General features: G+C 58.3%; 8 protein-coding genes and 2 pseudogenes. 6 read left to right on the top strand and 4 right to left on the bottom strand.

Annotated elements, in window-relative coordinates:
- Positions 1–4 precede the first annotated feature (4 nt).
- The 6 genes from GNX71_RS28685 to GNX71_RS28660 all read left to right on the top strand — a co-directional run bounded on the left by GNX71_RS28685 (position 5) and on the right by GNX71_RS28660 (position 9,930).
- The gene (locus tag GNX71_RS28685; protein WP_241027082.1) at positions 5–439 is read left to right on the top strand and encodes an HAD domain-containing protein; all 435 of its coding nucleotides are present in this window, start codon (positions 5–7) and stop codon (positions 437–439) included.
- 174 nt (positions 440–613) lie between these two features.
- Positions 614–2,428: a 3'-5' exonuclease gene (locus GNX71_RS28680; RefSeq protein ID WP_206175556.1), complete on the top strand. Its 1,815-nt coding sequence runs from the start codon at positions 614–616 to the stop codon at positions 2,426–2,428.
- Entirely contained in the window at positions 2,425–3,114 is a 690-nt protein-coding gene (locus tag GNX71_RS28675; RefSeq protein WP_206175555.1) for a PIN domain-containing protein, read from the top strand. Before GNX71_RS28680 ends, GNX71_RS28675 begins: the two co-directional genes overlap by 4 nt.
- 268 nt (positions 3,115–3,382) lie before the next feature.
- Positions 3,383–4,258, top strand: a complete 876-nt coding sequence (locus GNX71_RS28670; protein WP_241027081.1) for a restriction endonuclease — start codon at positions 3,383–3,385, stop codon at positions 4,256–4,258.
- 237 nt (positions 4,259–4,495) lie between these two features.
- Positions 4,496–9,205: a hypothetical protein gene (locus GNX71_RS28665; RefSeq protein ID WP_206175554.1), complete on the top strand. Its 4,710-nt coding sequence runs from the start codon at positions 4,496–4,498 to the stop codon at positions 9,203–9,205.
- A 59-nt stretch (positions 9,206–9,264) separates the two neighbouring features.
- Complete coding sequence (locus GNX71_RS28660; RefSeq protein ID WP_206175553.1) at positions 9,265–9,930, top strand: hypothetical protein; 666 nt, start codon at positions 9,265–9,267, stop codon at positions 9,928–9,930.
- 256 nt (positions 9,931–10,186) lie between these two features.
- Here the strand turns inward: GNX71_RS28660 and GNX71_RS28655 are convergent, their stop codons facing one another.
- The 4 genes and pseudogenes from GNX71_RS28655 to GNX71_RS28640 form a co-directional block, all read right to left on the bottom strand.
- Positions 10,187–13,456, bottom strand: a complete 3,270-nt coding sequence (locus GNX71_RS28655) for a DEAD/DEAH box helicase family protein (protein WP_206175552.1) — start codon at positions 13,454–13,456, stop codon at positions 10,187–10,189.
- Positions 13,457–13,842: 386 nt separating this feature from the next.
- Positions 13,843–13,968, bottom strand: a pseudogene (locus GNX71_RS28650) (transposase); the annotation flags it as partial.
- A 257-nt stretch (positions 13,969–14,225) separates the two neighbouring features.
- A pseudogene (locus GNX71_RS28645) lies at positions 14,226–15,467 on the bottom strand (IS3 family transposase).
- A 208-nt stretch (positions 15,468–15,675) separates the two neighbouring features.
- The gene (locus GNX71_RS28640; protein ID WP_206175551.1) at positions 15,676–16,257 is read right to left on the bottom strand and encodes a hypothetical protein; all 582 of its coding nucleotides are present in this window, start codon (positions 16,255–16,257) and stop codon (positions 15,676–15,678) included.
- Positions 16,258–16,277: the final 20 nt, after the last annotated feature.

Genomic DNA, 16,277 nt, shown 5'->3' with positions numbered 1-16,277 from the left:
CGGAATGATCCTCTTCCTCGACTTCGACGGCGTGCTGCATCCAGAGGGAGAAGATAACACCCTCAACGGTGGCGCCGACTTCTGTTTCCTGCCGCGCCTGGAGGCCTTGCTGCGTGAGTTCCGGGACGTGAAGGTCGTGATCAGTTCGTTCTGGCGCGAGCAAGTGCTATACAAGACGCTACTGAACCCGTTCTCCAGCGACATCCGGGCCCGGATTCTTGGAGCTACGCTTCCTTCCGGCTTTGGCCTTCCGCCGCCGTACAGGAAGCGTGAAGGAGAAATCCTTGCCTGGCTCCAGATCCACGACGCGGTCGACGAGCCCTGGGTTGCGCTCGACGATGCTTATTGGCAGTTCGACCACTGCAAGGACATTTTGGGGGTGTGGTTCGTTCACCGGCTTCGACGAGAAAGTGAGTGTCGGGCTTCGCGCGCGCTTTGACGAGGTCTCCCGCGTCTGCGGCGTCTCTCACGCGCCACACGGCTTAGGCAATTGCACGCGATAAGCTGCTGGTGCATGCAAGGAACTGGGCTACCGCGGTTGACCGTATCGATATGTTACGGTAAGTTGTATTTTCGTCCTCATTCCTGCGACTGCTTGGGTTCCGAATCTTCAATGGCCGTCTTGATTCCATCATTGAGCACCTGCGTCGCCCGCATGACGTCCGGTGAGCGCCGCTTGGCGGAGCGGCTGCAACAGAAGCTCGACGACGACTACCTGCTGTGGTTTGACGTGCCCATTGGGCCCAAACAGTGCCACCCCGACTTCGTCGTGCTGCATCCACGCCGCGGCCTGCTGATCCTGGAAACCAAGGATTGGCGTCTGGACACGATCCAGAAAGCCAGCCGCGGTGACTGGCTGATCGCACCCGACGGCGTTCCCAAGAGCGTCCCCAATCCGATCGAGCAAGCCCGACATCAAGCCCTGCAGGTCGTCGACGCCCTCAAGCGCGACGCGCAGCTGATCCAGCACGAAGGCAAATGGCAAGGCATGCTGACCTTCCCGTGGAGCTACGGCGTCGTCTTCACGCGCATCACGCGCAAGCAGTTCGACGCCGCCGGGCTCGGGAACGCGATTGAGTCGAACCGTGTTGTCTGCTCCGACGAGATGCTGGAGGACGTCGAGCCGGAAGCCTTTCAAAGCCGGCTCTGGGACATGTTTCCGCAACTCATGCGCGGTGCGCTGTCGTTGCCCCAGATCGACCGTGTGCGCTGGAACCTGTTTCCCGAGGTGCGCGTCTCCGAGCAAGGCGCGCTGTTCGACGATGCCGACGACAAGGCGACCATTCCCGACTTCCTGCGCGTGATGGACCTGCAGCAGGAGCAGCTGGCGCGCAGCCTGGGCGACGGCCACCGGGTCATCCACGGCGTCGCAGGCTCCGGCAAGACCATGATCCTGGGCTACCGCGCCGAGTACCTGGCCAAGGCCGCGACGGACTCGCAAAAGCCCGTGCTCGTCCTTTGCTACAACGAACCGCTGGCTGTGAAGCTGCAAGCCGCGATGCAGACTAAGGCATTGGCAGACCGCGTCCATGTCCGCCACTTTCACAAATGGTGCCGGGACCAGCTGGTGGCGTTCGGGCAGCCTCTGCCGCCCAACGACCTTCCCGTGGGCGCCAAGATGGATCAGATGGTGCACAACGTCATCGAAGGCGTCGACCGCCAGATGATCCCATCGGGCCAGTACCTGGCGGTGCTGGTCGACGAAGGCCACGACTTTGCGCCCGAGTGGCTCAAGCTGGTCACCCAGATGGTCGACCCCACGACCAACAGCTTGCTGCTGCTGTACGACGACGCCCAGAGCATCTACGACAAGCGCCTCGGCAAGCCCTTCAGCTTCAAGAGTGTCGGCGTGCAGGCGCAGGGCCGTACGACCATTCTGAAGATCAACTACCGCAACACCCGGCAGATCCTGCAGACGGCGAGCGCGATGGCGACCGAGCTTCTGCGGCCCCAGGAGAAGGACGATGACGGTGTTCCGCTGGTCCAGCCGGTGAGCTGCGGCCGGGACGGGCCGGAGCCGATCGTCATCGACCTGCCGAGCACTCGCGCGCAGGCCGACAGGATCGCGGATCTCATGGCCAGTGCGCACAACGAAGGGCACGCCTGGGGCGACATGGCGGTGCTGTGCCGAAGCTGGGCGCTGATGGACGAATGCTCCAAGGCGTTGAGCCGTCGCCGCTTGCCGCACAAGGTGCGCAAGGGCGCGCACGATTTCGACCCGGCTGCGGACACCATCAAGGTGATGACCCTTCACGCCAGCAAGGGACTGGAATTTCCGGTGGTCGCGGTGATGGGGGCGCGCCAGGCGGTTGCGGGTCTCAAGGTATTCGCCAAGGACGACGACGCGCTGGAAGAGATGCGGTTGTTCTACGTTGGCGCCACGCGCGCTACGTCGCGACTCATGATCGCCAACGCCATCCGGCAGTGACCAAGACTTACCTGCTGATCGATCTGCAGAACCGGCAGCCTGCGCCGGAGCACGTCGCATCGTGGATGGGGGCGAATGGCGAGGCCTGGATCTTTTACGGCGAACACGAGATTGGCCAGCTCGCGCAGTACATGGAACTGGGCGACCGGGTCTCCCTCGTAGACATCTCCAAGCCCGGCAAGAACTCGCTCGATTTCCACCTTGTCCTGTATCTGGGTTACCTGGTCGGGCGTCACGAGCCAGGGGCACGTTTTGTGATCGTCGCGGCCGATGGAGACTATGACCCCGCCGTCGTGCACGCTCGATCGAAGGGGCAACAAGTCGAGCGTGTTGAAGTCTTGGGGCCGACGCCTGTCAAAGTCGAATCTGAACCGTTTAAACAGTCGCATTTGTGGCAAACCCCGACCGCGCTGCGTCCTCTGGCTGGCAAGGCAATTGAATCCACGCCTCTTGGTCCAAGCTTCAAGAAGTTGAAGTCTGTCGATCAGATTTCCGCCGAGATACTCAAGGATTTTGTTGAAGCGGGGAAGCCCAAGACTTTGAGTGCACTCGAGAAACGAATTCAATGGCGCTTTGGCCCTGATCCCGTTCCTGAAAAGGTTGCCGGTGTATTGGCCGTTTTGGTGACAGTGGGTGTGATCTGGGTATCAGATGGGTCTCTCGAGTACAGAGCGCGCAGCGCGTGAATGAAGTCTGCTGCAGGCTGACTTCCTCTATCCGTTTTTCCCCAATCTAATGCTGGCCGCCGACGAATGCAGAACTTGGCGCTTGTTTCGCGCGAACGACTGGCCTACCTTCGGAGCGAATCTTCGCCGATATCGTCGAGGAAGTCCTTGAGACGCCTAGGCATGGGAAAGCGACTCTCCGCGATTCGACTCGAATAGAACGCACAGGAATTTCATAGCTGTCGCGGGCACATAGCGATTTCCACCTCCCTCACACCAGAAGGTTCGAATGCCAAAAATCAAAGCCGTTGACATGAAGTTTCTCGATGAGGTTTTCCAGATGGAGAGTGGATATGTGCTCGACTTCTCGGATCGGACCATGGCCTCATTTTTCAGCGACGAACTCAACGTCGATATCTACGATGTGCGATACGCCACGGATGGGACCTCCAAGGCAAAGCGCTTGCGCTGCTTTTTGCAGACAGTCGACGCCCAAACTGCCGTACGGGTTCTAGACGCACTCTGGACCTATCGCGCTGCATTGCGTGCCAGGTCAGGAGAACCGGAGCAGGTTTTCAACGCGCACGGCAGGTTGCTCGCCCTGACAGATCTGCTTCAAGGAAAGGGAGCACAGCCGACGTCTGCGCTATTCGGACAACCTCCGGTGCCGGTCTACGACCACCGGACACTGCAACACCTCAAAGCCGATCTGCTCCGGGTCTCGACCTTAGCGCCGCATGAACGTGGTTACGCGTTCGAGGAGTTCTTGAGCAAGCTTTTTAACGCCTACGGCCTCAAAGCGCGCGAGGGGTTTCGCAATCGAGGAGAGCAGATCGACGGGAGCTTCGAGCTGGAAGGGGAAATTTACCTCGTTGAAGCGAAATGGCAGGCCGCGAGAATTGGCGTTGCCGAGTTGTTCACCTTTCAAGGCAAGATTGACCAAAAGGCCGCTTGGGCACGGGGCCTCTTCATCAGCGATAGCGGCTTCACGGAAGAGGGCTTGCACGCCTTTGGTCGCGGTAAGCGACTGGTATGCATGGATGGACTGGACCTGAATGATGCACTCGAAAGGGCACTACCGATCAACCACGTCATTTCGCGGAAAGTTCGCCATGCTGCTGAGACCGGCCACTCGTTCGGGCGCGTGCGAGACCTATTTCCATGATCCTCAGTGCGCCGCGGTGGGCTGACGCTTGCCCATTCCCTATCCATGGCTACAACCAGACGATTGAATGCGCACGGTGTCTGAAGGCGGTCGCGAACTCGCTGCAGGATGAACTGCTGATCGTGATACGCGCTTCTCTTGAGAGGCCCCAGGCAATGCGTAGCAGACATGAGCCGCGTCGGAACGAACGATCTCACTCGTGATCGGCTAATAAGAAATAACTTGGTACAGAGACGAATGTCAAATCGCGAGAAGCACCTCGTTGAACTACAGGCGGAGTTGCGCAATGGTGCACCCAAGACACTCGAACGACTTGCCATGGATCTTGTGGGCCGTCTTGTTGGTGTGCGGATGTCTCTGGCCAAAGAGGGTTTTCAACATGGCGCTGACGGAGGGACCACAGGCAGAGGCGGGCGACATCTGCGCATCGAGTGCAAGCGCTATGCAGACAGTACCCCGCTCAACGAAAGAGAACTGCAGGGCGAAATTGACGATGCCCTTCGACGCAATCCAAGCCTGGAAGCCTGGATCCTTGTCACGACAAGAGAGGCTTCGGAAAGCGCCCAGGAGACCTTGAACCGCAAGGCCCACGAGGTTGGCGTTCCGATCATCGTCCTCGATTGGTCTTCCACAGCAGCCTCCCTGCCCGATCTGGCCGCACTCTGCGCTTCGGCGGATGATCTTGTCCAGCAGCACTACGGAGCGAAAGCGGGAAAGGCGGCCAGAGCATTGGCGCCGCTGTCGGCCGAGGTCGTCGAACGCATCACTCGTGAGCTGTCGGTATGGAAAATCGGATACGAACAACTGCGGCGCGTCGCGGCGGGTCGGCTGAGCTCGATTTGGACGGACGAGGCTGAGTCGCGGGTCGCCATGGCACAGAACGTGGCAGGTGGCGCGAGCCACAGCCTCGTCACGAGGAGTGCGGTCCGGCAGCAGCTTCAGGCTTGGTGGGGAAAAAACGACGGCCGTCCCGCAATAGTCCATGGCGCCGAAGGCGTCGGCAAGACGTGGGCGGCAATGCAATGGGTTCTGGCAGAACTTGACGATCTTCCGATCACCCTGACGGCGCCCTCGTCAGCCTTCCACGAACTCAGCAGCTTTTCAGTGGGCGGCGTACTTGAGTTCTTGGGGGCCTCCATCTTCGAACTCGCTCGTTCCCATGATCGCAGGTACTGGCGGGAAAGGGTTCACGCGCTCTTGCAAAGGCCGCAGGAAGAAGGTCCGACGATCTTGATCCTCGTGGACGGCATCAACCAGGAGCCGTCATTCAACTGGCAGCGGCTCCTGCAGCTTTTCGACGGGGGGGACTTTCGCGGTCGCGTCCGCCTGCTTGCGACCACCCAAACTCACTATCTCGACCAACGCTTGAACGGCATGCGCGGAACGAGCGCCGGCATACAGCGCATCGTTGTCGAACCCTACGATCTGTCCCCGGGCGGAGAGTTCGAGCAGTTGCTGTCAATGAATGGCCTGAACTTTGAGGGCATTCCCCGAGACTTGATCCCGCTTGCCAGAGTTCCTCGTCTTTTTCCGTTGGTGCTGAAGCACAGTGCTCATGCGGCAACCGAAGGGGGCGCAACATTGTCGCGACTGCTTTGGGCGCACGGTCGAGATGAGCTGAGCTTGCGGGAGGGGCGAGCGTTCAGCGAGAGCGAGTGGGAGCGCTGGCTGCTAGGGCTCGCGGAAAGCCACTGGTCAGCCATTCAGTCAGGCGGATCAATGCCCGGAAAGGCTCGGACCTACTCGATCGATGAACTTGATCAACTGGTTTCCAGAAGCTCCTTCGACCCCGCGCTCAACTACCGACACCTCGAGGAGATCATCGACGGGACATGGATGGAGCCAGTTCCTGGGAGAGCGGGCCACTTTCGACCGAAGGAAAGCACCATCTATTTGGCGTTGGGCGCTGCTGTCTTGGGCCTGTTGGAAGACGCTGAAAGAGCCTCCGGTGGCAATGCGGAACTCGCACTGGCCCAGTGGCTCGATCCGTTGGCAGGGACATCCGCTGCAGCAGACATCCTTGTCGCAGCCATGTCCATCCTGGTAGCGAAGCAAATTCCTCCGACATCTCCGGTGCCCGGCATAGTGGTGACCGCATTGTTGCAGAGTCAAAACGCGCAGGACGGCCATCGAGAGCAGACGATTGCAGTGGCACCCGCGATCTTTAGAGCATTGCTCTTCGCCGCGGAACAGTCTGCCGGTCGAGCCCAGGCATCCGCACGTCACTGGGCATTGGTGGCCTTGCGCTCAATCCAAGCTGAGAATCGAGATGCATGGGCCGAAATCTGTGGCGTCTTGGTTCGATGGGTTGCCGAAGTGACCTGTCCCAGCCCTGCAGAGGTTGCGCAAAAGGATGGCGCGGGGAAGAGTAAAGCAGCGCGGCTGGACGAGAGGATCGGCTGCCATCTTGCAGGTACTCGATTGGTCATGGGCGTTCCAATCAAGCTGCACGAACTTGATCGGGATGATCTAAAAAACCATGTTCCGTCACTTCTCATCGGGAAGCCGCTATCGCTGGCGATGCCAGTTCTTGCTGCCGCTGCAGTCACGATGGCGATTGGCTCTTACAACAGGCTATGGCAAGGTTTGAAGTGGCTCGTCACTTTGAATCCGATCGACGCCGACGAGGCCGTTGCAGCGCTTGTCGAAATCTCGAAAGCTGCGCTAGAGGTTCCTGTGGAGGGCGGTGTGCACCCGGAGTTGCCCGTCAGGGTTGCATCGTTACTCCTTTGGCTTACAGGTGTGGAATTACACGAGCGCAGAGCGAACGAAATGCGTGTCAGCTTCGAAGGGGGGATCGACTACGAAAAAGACTATCTGCGTAACCCTACGCGCAGCTTCTTCATCCCGATCGAACACCGCCATCTCGATCTGCTGTGGGCCGATGACAAGATTGAGCCGCTTCAACGCTTGCGAACGGCCAAGTTTCACCTGCCGGACCCGCACCTTGTCCTTCCTGCTCGCTTCGTGAGACAGGTGGACAAAGATGTTGGAGATTTTTCGGTTGAGGAACTGGACGCGAACGAATCCTATACCCGCGATGACCATGAGCTGGAAGCCCTCCAACCTCTGGTCGCGCGCGTGGCTCCCTCAGCTCTCGCAAGGTTGCTGAGGCGTTGGATCGGAGGGCTGGCGGGTCGAACGGGGGAGCGGAGGCATTGGGCAGCTTTGCGCGCATGCCGCTATCTCTTGTTGGTGCGCCCCACGGAAGTCAAGTCGCTCCAAAGAATGAGAGCAAATTGTCCCGATCCGATCGACCCTGACGAAAGATTCCTTTTGATGGGGCTATTGCAGGTGGAACTGCTGCATGCCTCCTTGGACGATCAACTCGACGCTCTTGTAGCAGCTCAGGATACCTTTCTGGGACTACAGTTGCTGGACCTGTTTCCCCCGCCACAGCGCAACACCATCCCGAAATTTATCGCCAGATGGGGACTAGAGAGCCAGCGCGCAGCGGAAGTTCTGATGGCGTATTTGGCGCGTCGTCCAGTGGCCCTGGAACGGTCGCTATTCGAATCGCTCTTGTCCCATGCTGTTGGGCAAGAATCCCCCTTGAGGACGCTTGCATTCGTCTGCCTTGGGAGAACGAACGCCCGCTGGTTTGGTGAGGCACTTATCACTCACGCGTGGTCGGCGCATGCGACCTATAACGATGTCGAACAGGAGCATGGTAGCTTGGCGTTGCTCGCTGCAAACTCCCATGTTGATCTAGATGCTCTTGGTTCTCTGGTTGCACCTTGGTGTTTGCTTAGAGAAGCGCGACAGCGAGGCGCTACGCCGCGTCTAGCGAGAATCGCTTTCGCACTTCTTGATGAAGCAGTCAACGCTGGCGGATTCGAAGCGCTTCATTCGGGTGTAGATATTTCGGTTGACCTGGAGCGGCACATTGGATCGGTCTCGTTCGAACAGCCGAAAAGACAGCAAGACGACGCACAAAGCTTCCGAGATGCATTCGACTCCAAACTACAAAGTCGGCTGCGCAGCGATGCTGCGAGCATGGGGAAAAAGTTCCTTCGCCGCGCCACCGATGCGGGAGCGCTCATGCTTACCAAGCTGGTCGATCTCGAAGATGCTCGGATGTTGATCGAGCATTGCTGGGCCGAGGTTGAACTTTGGCTTGATGGCTGCGAAGAAAGAACACCCGCCTTTCGAAATCGAGTAAATAGTGCGAGCGGGCTGTTCCTTGCACTTTGCGAAGCTCTTCTGGGGGCGATGCCTGATCGAGGTGCGCCGCTTTGGCGAGCCTTAGACCAATCCTTGAGCATGGATTTTATCGGGCTTGGTGGTGTCGCTGAGCTTCGACACATCTTGTTCAGAGCACCAAATAATCCGGCCGTGCTGAGCCTGAGGGAAGAGATATATGGCCTTCACCGGAATTTGACCGATTCCTCATACCTGGACATTGCGCTGTGCGCGTTGCTTCACGGATGCGCCGATTGGCTCGGTGATCGAATCGAAGCCGACCGGGATTCCCAGATGCCCTTTCGACGGAAGCGAGCGATCTTGATGAGCGGTCTGATCGAAACAGGTTCTGAAGAACCTCGCGAACGGCCAACGGGCTTTGCGGTAGGCGAATGGGATTGGCTGCGCCGTCGCGCGTCGTTTCGGGTCAATCGGGCTTCATATGCTCGGCATTGGTGGCGCGTGTATCTTCAGTCACACGATCCTGAGGCGGCTTACGCTGCGTGGCAAGTGTTCTTGGATTGTGTGGATCGGATGGCGCATGTTTGGATCCGGCCAGATGCTAAAGCTCATCTCTCTGGCGACGCTGGGCTGCGGCGGATGAAGCTGCTGAACATGGAACTCAACTGGTCGTCTATCGAGAGAGCTATGTCTGAGAAGGAGACGAAGGGAGGCAACGAGATGAGTCGACACCTGCTTAGTTGGGACAGTCCCGACGACTGGTTCGACATACCGCAGCTCGCGTCCCTCAAGCACCTGAGCTGATAGGCTGACTTTCTCACTCTTGGCATGGCATCATCATCTATCACCTTGGACGAATTTTCATGGCACCCGATTTCGAATCACGTTGTGAAGAGCTATTGACCCGCGGTCGTGCGCTGTCGGGAAGGATCGGACACGGAGAGCACGGCCCCGAATATTGGTTTGAATCGCGAGACATTCCGCAAGCTCATGCGTGGATCGGCTCAGTTGCAAATTTTTTTTCGTTGTGCGCGATGCCAGGAACATACTTTCTTGAGGAAGTTGGTCGCATCGTGGAACAAGCGGAATTAAGAGGGGGCGTACCTTTTCACGTCGTGCAAAAGCTCGTTGGTCTTCTCGAAGCAATCTCAGAAGAAATGAAGCGGGGACTTCTTCGCAAGGCTGAATACATCTTCGTAGCATCCACCTTCGATGACTTTCTCGATCATGCGACGGAGTTTCACAGGGCGGGTAGGAAGATCGAATCTGCGGTTTTGTGCAGCGCCGTCTTCGAAGACGCGGTTCGCAAGCTTGCGGAGAAGGTCGGTGTACCCCAAGCGGGGGCAGCGCTTGATGCAATCATCGATGCGCTCGCCAAGCAGGGCGCTACGACTCCGGTCAAAGCGAAGCGATGGAAAAGCTATGCCGGCATTCGCAACAAGGCGCTGCATGCGCAATGGGATGATTTCGATATTCGCGACGTTGGCGAAATGCTGACGGGCACTCGGGAAATTATCGAATCCTTGTAGTGCGGCCCACCAACGGACTGCCTGCATCGGCCGAAATTCGCTTGTCAATTTCGCGAGCCCAATGTCGCGCACCAAGACAACTACGTCGTAGACCAGTTCTTTCGGGACCTAGAAGATGTCGAACTGCACGTGGAGTTCAGCAAGAGTAGGGTAAGCGGCCAGTTGCCCCACCTTGAGAGCCGAAGCCAGGCCGGAGACCATGCTAGCCGGGCGATCTGGCGGATTCAAGATGCGTTGGCATACAGTGCACCCTCGCCTATTGACCGCAATAGATGATCAGCGGCACTTGGTAGGTCTCGGACAAGAATTTTTCTGTGACACCGAGCAAGGCCAACTGATGATCCGCCGCTTGCGCTTTGGAAAGACCTGGTTGGACGATAAAGACTCTCAGAGTAACCGCACACGTGCGACTGATGTCGCGAAGTTGGACGAGGCGTTCTCGGCTTCCAAGTTCGATCCGGGTGTGACGACCAGCCTCTACTCGTCGAGCCTCTCTCTTCAACAAATGTGCGAAAAGGTCGGTACGTCGATCCTTGTTGTGCAACCACATTACGCTACGTTGTGCTTGGCCGCACACTTCATACATGTCATCAATCCGCGCTCCAGGAGTGGGCGCTATCGAGTATTTGCAATGGAACAGATCAATGGAGATAAGCCTTGGCAGCATAGGATCGTCCAAGCGTACGCCGACGATGTCCGCCGCCTCTCCTGCACCATCGTCATCCAGTAGAACCTCGTACTCATTACGCTGTTTGAGGATCTCGATAGTGCGATATTGCACCGAGTCCTGTCGACGTTCTTCCCGTTGCGATTCCTGGGTAATGTCGATACCGGTCCAATCCAGAACCTCAAGGCGTTCACTTGAAAAGATTGATGCCTCTCCCCGCAGCTCCGTGTGCATGTTCCCGTCGAGACGCGCCCCGTCCGCAAACCATATGGTCGGGGGAAACTCTGTGAAAAACTCGCAAAGATCGTAGGACCTGCCGCGCCGGACGGTCGCCCTTGCGCCCCCCTCGTAAACGAACGCGAAGTCTGCTCTTGCTCCTTCGCCGACGAAGTTCAGTCGGACAAATACTTCCCGCTGATCAGAAAACACTCGGACTACGAGAGGCTGTGTAGCTGAATATTCGCGTAACTCTAGTCCCACGTTCGTGAGCTGTTCTTCGATGGTGGCCGCAAAAGAGATGCTCGTTGCCGACTCCAGATGCTCAAGGAATTCCGTTGGCCAGTCCACACCGACCGCCACAACGGCCGGCCGTTCCATCACGAGCCGAGGTACGAGTGTCCCCCTGAGGACCTCTTCCGGGTCTATCTCTTCATTGGATATCTTGGCTCCGGCTCGCTTGCACCACTCGGCGTATGAGTTGACGCGCAATCGAAGGTTTGACCAGACTCTTCCTCTTTTGCCCGCGCCAACGGACGTTTGCTCTCCACGCTCGAACCCGACTCCAGCAAGAACAGCTTTTGTCGTCGTCCCCAACGTTGCATCCGAAAGCCGAGCCCCCACATCGGGCCCCATGCGTCCCGTATATCGAATTTGGCGCCCTATCTGCTCGTCGAGGCCAACGTTGGTCAGCATCAATCGGTTGATTCCAGCTAGGACCCGAAATACGTGAGGAGCTCGGATGAGCGTCACGTCTTCGCCGCATAGCGCTTTGGCGAAATCGCCATAGGAGCCATTGTTCGCAGAGCCGTGGATGTACAGAAGCGACCTTGGCTGATCCCAGACCGCGATACACAGCTCCCAAACAATGCTTTCCACAGACGCGATGTCGGTCCAAGGAACACCTTGACGCCGAGCGGCAACAACGACCAACGTACGCTCAGCCTCATTCAGAATCGGGTAGACACGCTCTTCCTTGGCCAAGCCGCGGAATGCCGCCCGATAGTTGTCGGGCTTCCAGACTCGGCAGTTGGTTCGGTAGACCACCATGCTAGCCGCAGGACGAATCTCGCTGAGTGGTATCTCCTCAAGTTGCCCCACGAATCCTGCGAGAAACTCCTGAGCCTCGACCTCTTGACCGATCGCTCCATCACTCAATTCCGGCAGCAGCAGATTCCAGTCGGGATCTTGTGAGTACAGCGTTCTAAGCTCCTCACGAAGATTCACGTCCGCGGTGTTTGCAATGAACACGGGGTCTCCAAGGTCTTGCCTGGATCGAGTAAAACGCCCCGCAAGTTGAAGTGTGACTGCGAGACTCTTGCGAAGGTCGTGAAAAGCTGCAATCTTGAGCTCGGGCATATCGAAGCCTTCGCCCAACATGTCCACGCAGACGACAATTCTGGCTTGGCCACTCTCGAGCATCTCGCGCGAAGCCTCGACTTGGTCCTTGGGCATGCTACTGTGAAGCATCACAGGGTTGTATTGGGCGATGGCCCTATAGATCGCAAGCACCTGCTCGGCGCGGGCAGTGGTTGACACTCGCGCCATTGCTACGTGGCGGCCAGTCTGGTCGGCTCGTAACTCTTCAATCACCTTCAGGGCGATTTCTCCGTCCGCGCGCCTGCTATCGAACGCATATACAGAGTTGAATCGAATGGGGCGAAAGTAGCCCTCTCTCTGTGCTTGCCTCAGCGGATAGACATAGACGATTCTTCCGTCCAGCGGCAATCCGTCCTCGCGGAACGGCGTTGCTGTGAACTGCAAAACCAATCTATCCTGGGATTTAAAGTATGACTTGAACCTTTTCCAGCTAGGCGCCTCGGCGTGATGCGCTTCATCGATGAAAAGATGTGAGCAAAGCTCTGCCATTCGATGCTGCACATCTGTAACGCAGCGGCCCGCCAAGGCACTAGTGGTGATGATGACGTTGCATCGTGAGAAGATTTCATCTACTTCACCCACGGTTGTCGGAATCTTCGTCAAGATGCCGACGACGGGGCGCAGAGCCTCTTCGCTCAGTACTTTAGAGTTTGGTTGCTTGAGAATTCCAAGAGTGAAGAACTTCTCCGCAACCTGACGGCGAAGCGCATCGGTGGGGACAAGTACAAGGACCCTGTTGCACGGGGTCGAGACGAGAGTTGCGAGCATCGTCTCCGTCTTGCCCGTGCCAGTCGGCATGACAACCGTGGCTACACTACTGTTGGTAGACCAATGGGCGTGAATTGCATGTAACGCACCGAGTTGAGGTCGGCGAAGTCCGATTTGGCCGGCTTCGACATCGCTTTCCCCGACGTAGTTGAAGGAGAGTTTCCAACTGGTCAAAGCTCGTGTCGATGATTCAAGGCCGGCACCAATATCGGGGTGGGAGAGCCATTTGCTCGCGGCAAGATCCAGTTCATCACTGCCCTCGACAAGGTTCCCCAGCAGAACCCGTCCTCCTGGCCGATGTTCGGCGCGAGGTGCTTTAGGAAAGATATAGGTCACCGCACCGCGCTCATCCGTAAACATCCAACCTGAGGCCGACGGTACGACAAACTTTGCAAGTGTCCCTTCCAATGAATGTGCTGGAACAAGCAACTGCCTGACACGCCCTCTGGAGAGAGTCAACTCAACGCCCAATACGGGCGGCACCGTCAGCTTCATCAGTACTCCCTCCTCAGGGTCTTTGGCTTCTTGTGGTCACTCATCGGAAGAGCACCGCTTCAGGTCTTTCCCACTTCTCTCGGTAGCGGAGCGCTAGGCTTGCTACTCAAGCTGATAGCTAGACCATAGTGGGGTCAATCATCCTCGGAGTGTCGGTTGTGATTCTCTGCTGAGCGCTCCCACAAACTGGGGATACTGGTCGTATGCAGCCGGTCATGCCACCTTGACCAACCCATAGTCTTTCGATCCACCAGCTAGACTTCGGCTGTCGGCCAGCAGTCGACTTCAGCCAGGTTGATCTAACGATGCTTAAAGAAAATTTTTCCCGAACGGGACTACAGCTCCCCCGCGTCTGCCGAAGCAATTGCAGATACAGAGCTAGGGGTTCGGTTCTGGTTCTCCACCCAGTTGTTGTCCGCGAGCAAGCTCCCATCGTCCAGGTCGCGCGTCAGTGCAGCCCAGTGCTTCAGGCTGTAGTTCAACGCCTTCGCCGTCGCTGAACCGTCCGGGACCTTCAGCTGTCAAGCATGGCTCCATGGAAGCCAAGTTATGCGGCGTCGATGCCGGGACACGCTCGGCCGGCCAGATCGGCGCGGCCGCCAACCTCACTCCCTTCGCTCAGATCCTGGCCGAGGCCATAGAGGCGTTTCTGGCCACCGACTCCGACTCCCGGGCATGTTGGATTACAAGGTCACCGGACGCTCCGGCGCGTGATGCGCCTCAACCTAATAGCGTAAGCTGATCTTGCCCCCGTATTTCAGGACACGGACTATTCGCAATGTAGCGTCTGCTCGATCTGAGCAATGCGCTGGTGAGCAGCGCGATGCTGCCTGAACTCCCTGGGTTATTTCATCTTCAATGCCGAGTGCGGATGCACCTCATTGAAGTGCTCGAAGGCTGCGGCCATATGCGCCATCACCGTTCTCGCATCGGCAAGGTCCATGCGGCTGACGTAGTCGCGCTTGAACGTGTTCACGAAGCTCTCGGCCATGCCGTTGCTCTGGGGGCTACACACGGGCGTGTTGACTGGGCTCAGGCCCAGTTGTCGAGCGATCTGCCGGTCTCGGCCGCGATGTAGGCGCCCCCGTTGTCCGAGAGGAACTCCAAGGCGTGGGTACTGGGAACACCCTCGACGCCGCCGAAGCGCTTCTCCACGGCCTCGATGAGCATTTCGCGCACCGGCTCGCCCGGCAGCCCTTTGCCCTCCCATGCCCGTTAGGCCAGGATCTCACGGTCGCAGCAGTCCTTGGTGAAGGTCGCGGTCACGTCTGCCCCGAATCACACTTGATCTCGAAGCCGTCCGAGCACCAGCGCATGTCGCTGTGCGCGACGGCCACCTTGCCCTCATGGGGCCGGCTGGACTGGCGCCGTCCCGGCGCCTTCGGTAGCAGCAATGCATGAGCCGCCATCACGCGGTAGATGCGCTTGGCGTTCACTCGCGGCGCACCGGTGGTGGCTCGATGCCGGTTCACCAATGCGCAGGCACGCCGGTAGCCATAGGTCGGCAACTCGATGATCTGGGCCTTGATCTCGTCGAGCAAGGCCACGTCGCTTGCAGGCGTCGTGCGTCGTGTCCGGGCGTCGATCCAGGACTCGGGGCGAGCTTGCAAGCGATGAATGTTCGAGCGCGCCAACCCAAGGGCCTGGCAGACGGCCTTTACTGGCCGTCCCCGTCCAGCAAGGGCGAGCGCGCAATCCACTTTTTTTCTGCGGCGTACTCCACAGCTTCCTTGAGGATCTCGTTCTCCAGCGTCTTCTTGCCAAGCACGCGCTGTAGCTTGGCGATCTCGGCACGAGCAGCGGCGAGCTCAGAAGCCGGCACCACCGCCTCGCCGGCGGAGACCGCAGTCAGCGCCCCTTGCCGCTCCAGCTTGCGCCACTGGAACAGCAGGCTGGCGGCAACGCCTTCCTGGCGTGCGACGAGCGACATGCTCATGCCAGGTTCGTAGCTTCGACGAACCAGCGCGGCCTTCTCTGCAAGGGACCAGCGCCTGCGGCGCTGGTCCCTCATGATCACTTCGACGGTATCCGTATTCCTAGTCGTATTCACAGTCCTACTCCTATCTTTAAAGATAAGCGATAGACCGTGTCCTGTCATTCAAGGGGCCAGCGCAAAGCAGACTCGGCGAGCCGAAGCTGACAAGTTGATCAACCCCTTCTTCGCGGCCCTTAACCGGCGTCCGAACTGGAACTCGGATCCGATTTGCGAGTCCGTGCATCTACAATTTTCCCAACCTCGACGATGACAAGGCCAACTTCATCTTCTCGTAGTTGTCCCAAATATTTTTGATGTGACGATGAATGTTGTCGCACCAGACTTTGTCACGCGACAGCGAGTCACCGTCCACGCGGTCTGAGTCCGTCCCCTTGCCTTTACCCGAATCCCAGTCGTGGACGGCATTGCGCAAGAAGACCAGTTGGTCACGCAAATCAAGCAGCGCGGCAGCTGCCTCAGCTGAGCCAACTTCATGCGCAGGTATTGCGCTCACCGCTGCGACGCGACTCTCGATCACTGAGGGGTGGTATTCATCGAAGAATTTGGCCCTAGAGATTGGCTGTGTAGAGAAGATCTGCCCTACGGCCTCTGCCCGATCAGCGCACATCCGAGCAATCTCCAGAATTGCCGCGCGCCGCCCCTGCTCTGCGTCCTCCGCAAGCAGCCTGGAGTTTCTCAAGGCCGCCCAGGACTGCGACCTTCCGATCCAGAACGCCACAACGATAGAGGCCACCGCACCGAGCGCCTGCATCCACGACGCAGTACCCGGATGCCCCTCAATCCAACGCAGAAAACCCTCAAGCATCGCGGCTCCTTAATCCTGCT

This window comes from Variovorax sp. RKNM96 (assembly GCF_017161115.1).
GTDB lineage: Bacteria > Pseudomonadota > Gammaproteobacteria > Burkholderiales > Burkholderiaceae_C > Variovorax.
This window is presented reverse-complemented; position numbering and strand designations above follow the sequence as displayed.

Coding starts and splice junctions, on each gene's coding strand:
- GNX71_RS28665 (WP_206175554.1), top strand. CDS start 4,496: ATGTCAAATCGCGAGAAGCACCTCGTTGAACTACAGGCGGAGTTGCGC.
- GNX71_RS28660 (WP_206175553.1), top strand. CDS start 9,265: ATGGCACCCGATTTCGAATCACGTTGTGAAGAGCTATTGACCCGCGGT.
- GNX71_RS28640 (WP_206175551.1), bottom strand. CDS start 16,257: ATGCTTGAGGGTTTTCTGCGTTGGATTGAGGGGCATCCGGGTACTGCG.
- GNX71_RS28685 (WP_241027082.1), top strand. CDS start 5: ATGATCCTCTTCCTCGACTTCGACGGCGTGCTGCATCCAGAGGGAGAA.
- GNX71_RS28670 (WP_241027081.1), top strand. CDS start 3,383: ATGCCAAAAATCAAAGCCGTTGACATGAAGTTTCTCGATGAGGTTTTC.
- GNX71_RS28680 (WP_206175556.1), top strand. CDS start 614: ATGGCCGTCTTGATTCCATCATTGAGCACCTGCGTCGCCCGCATGACG.
- GNX71_RS28655 (WP_206175552.1), bottom strand. CDS start 13,456: ATGAAGCTGACGGTGCCGCCCGTATTGGGCGTTGAGTTGACTCTCTCC.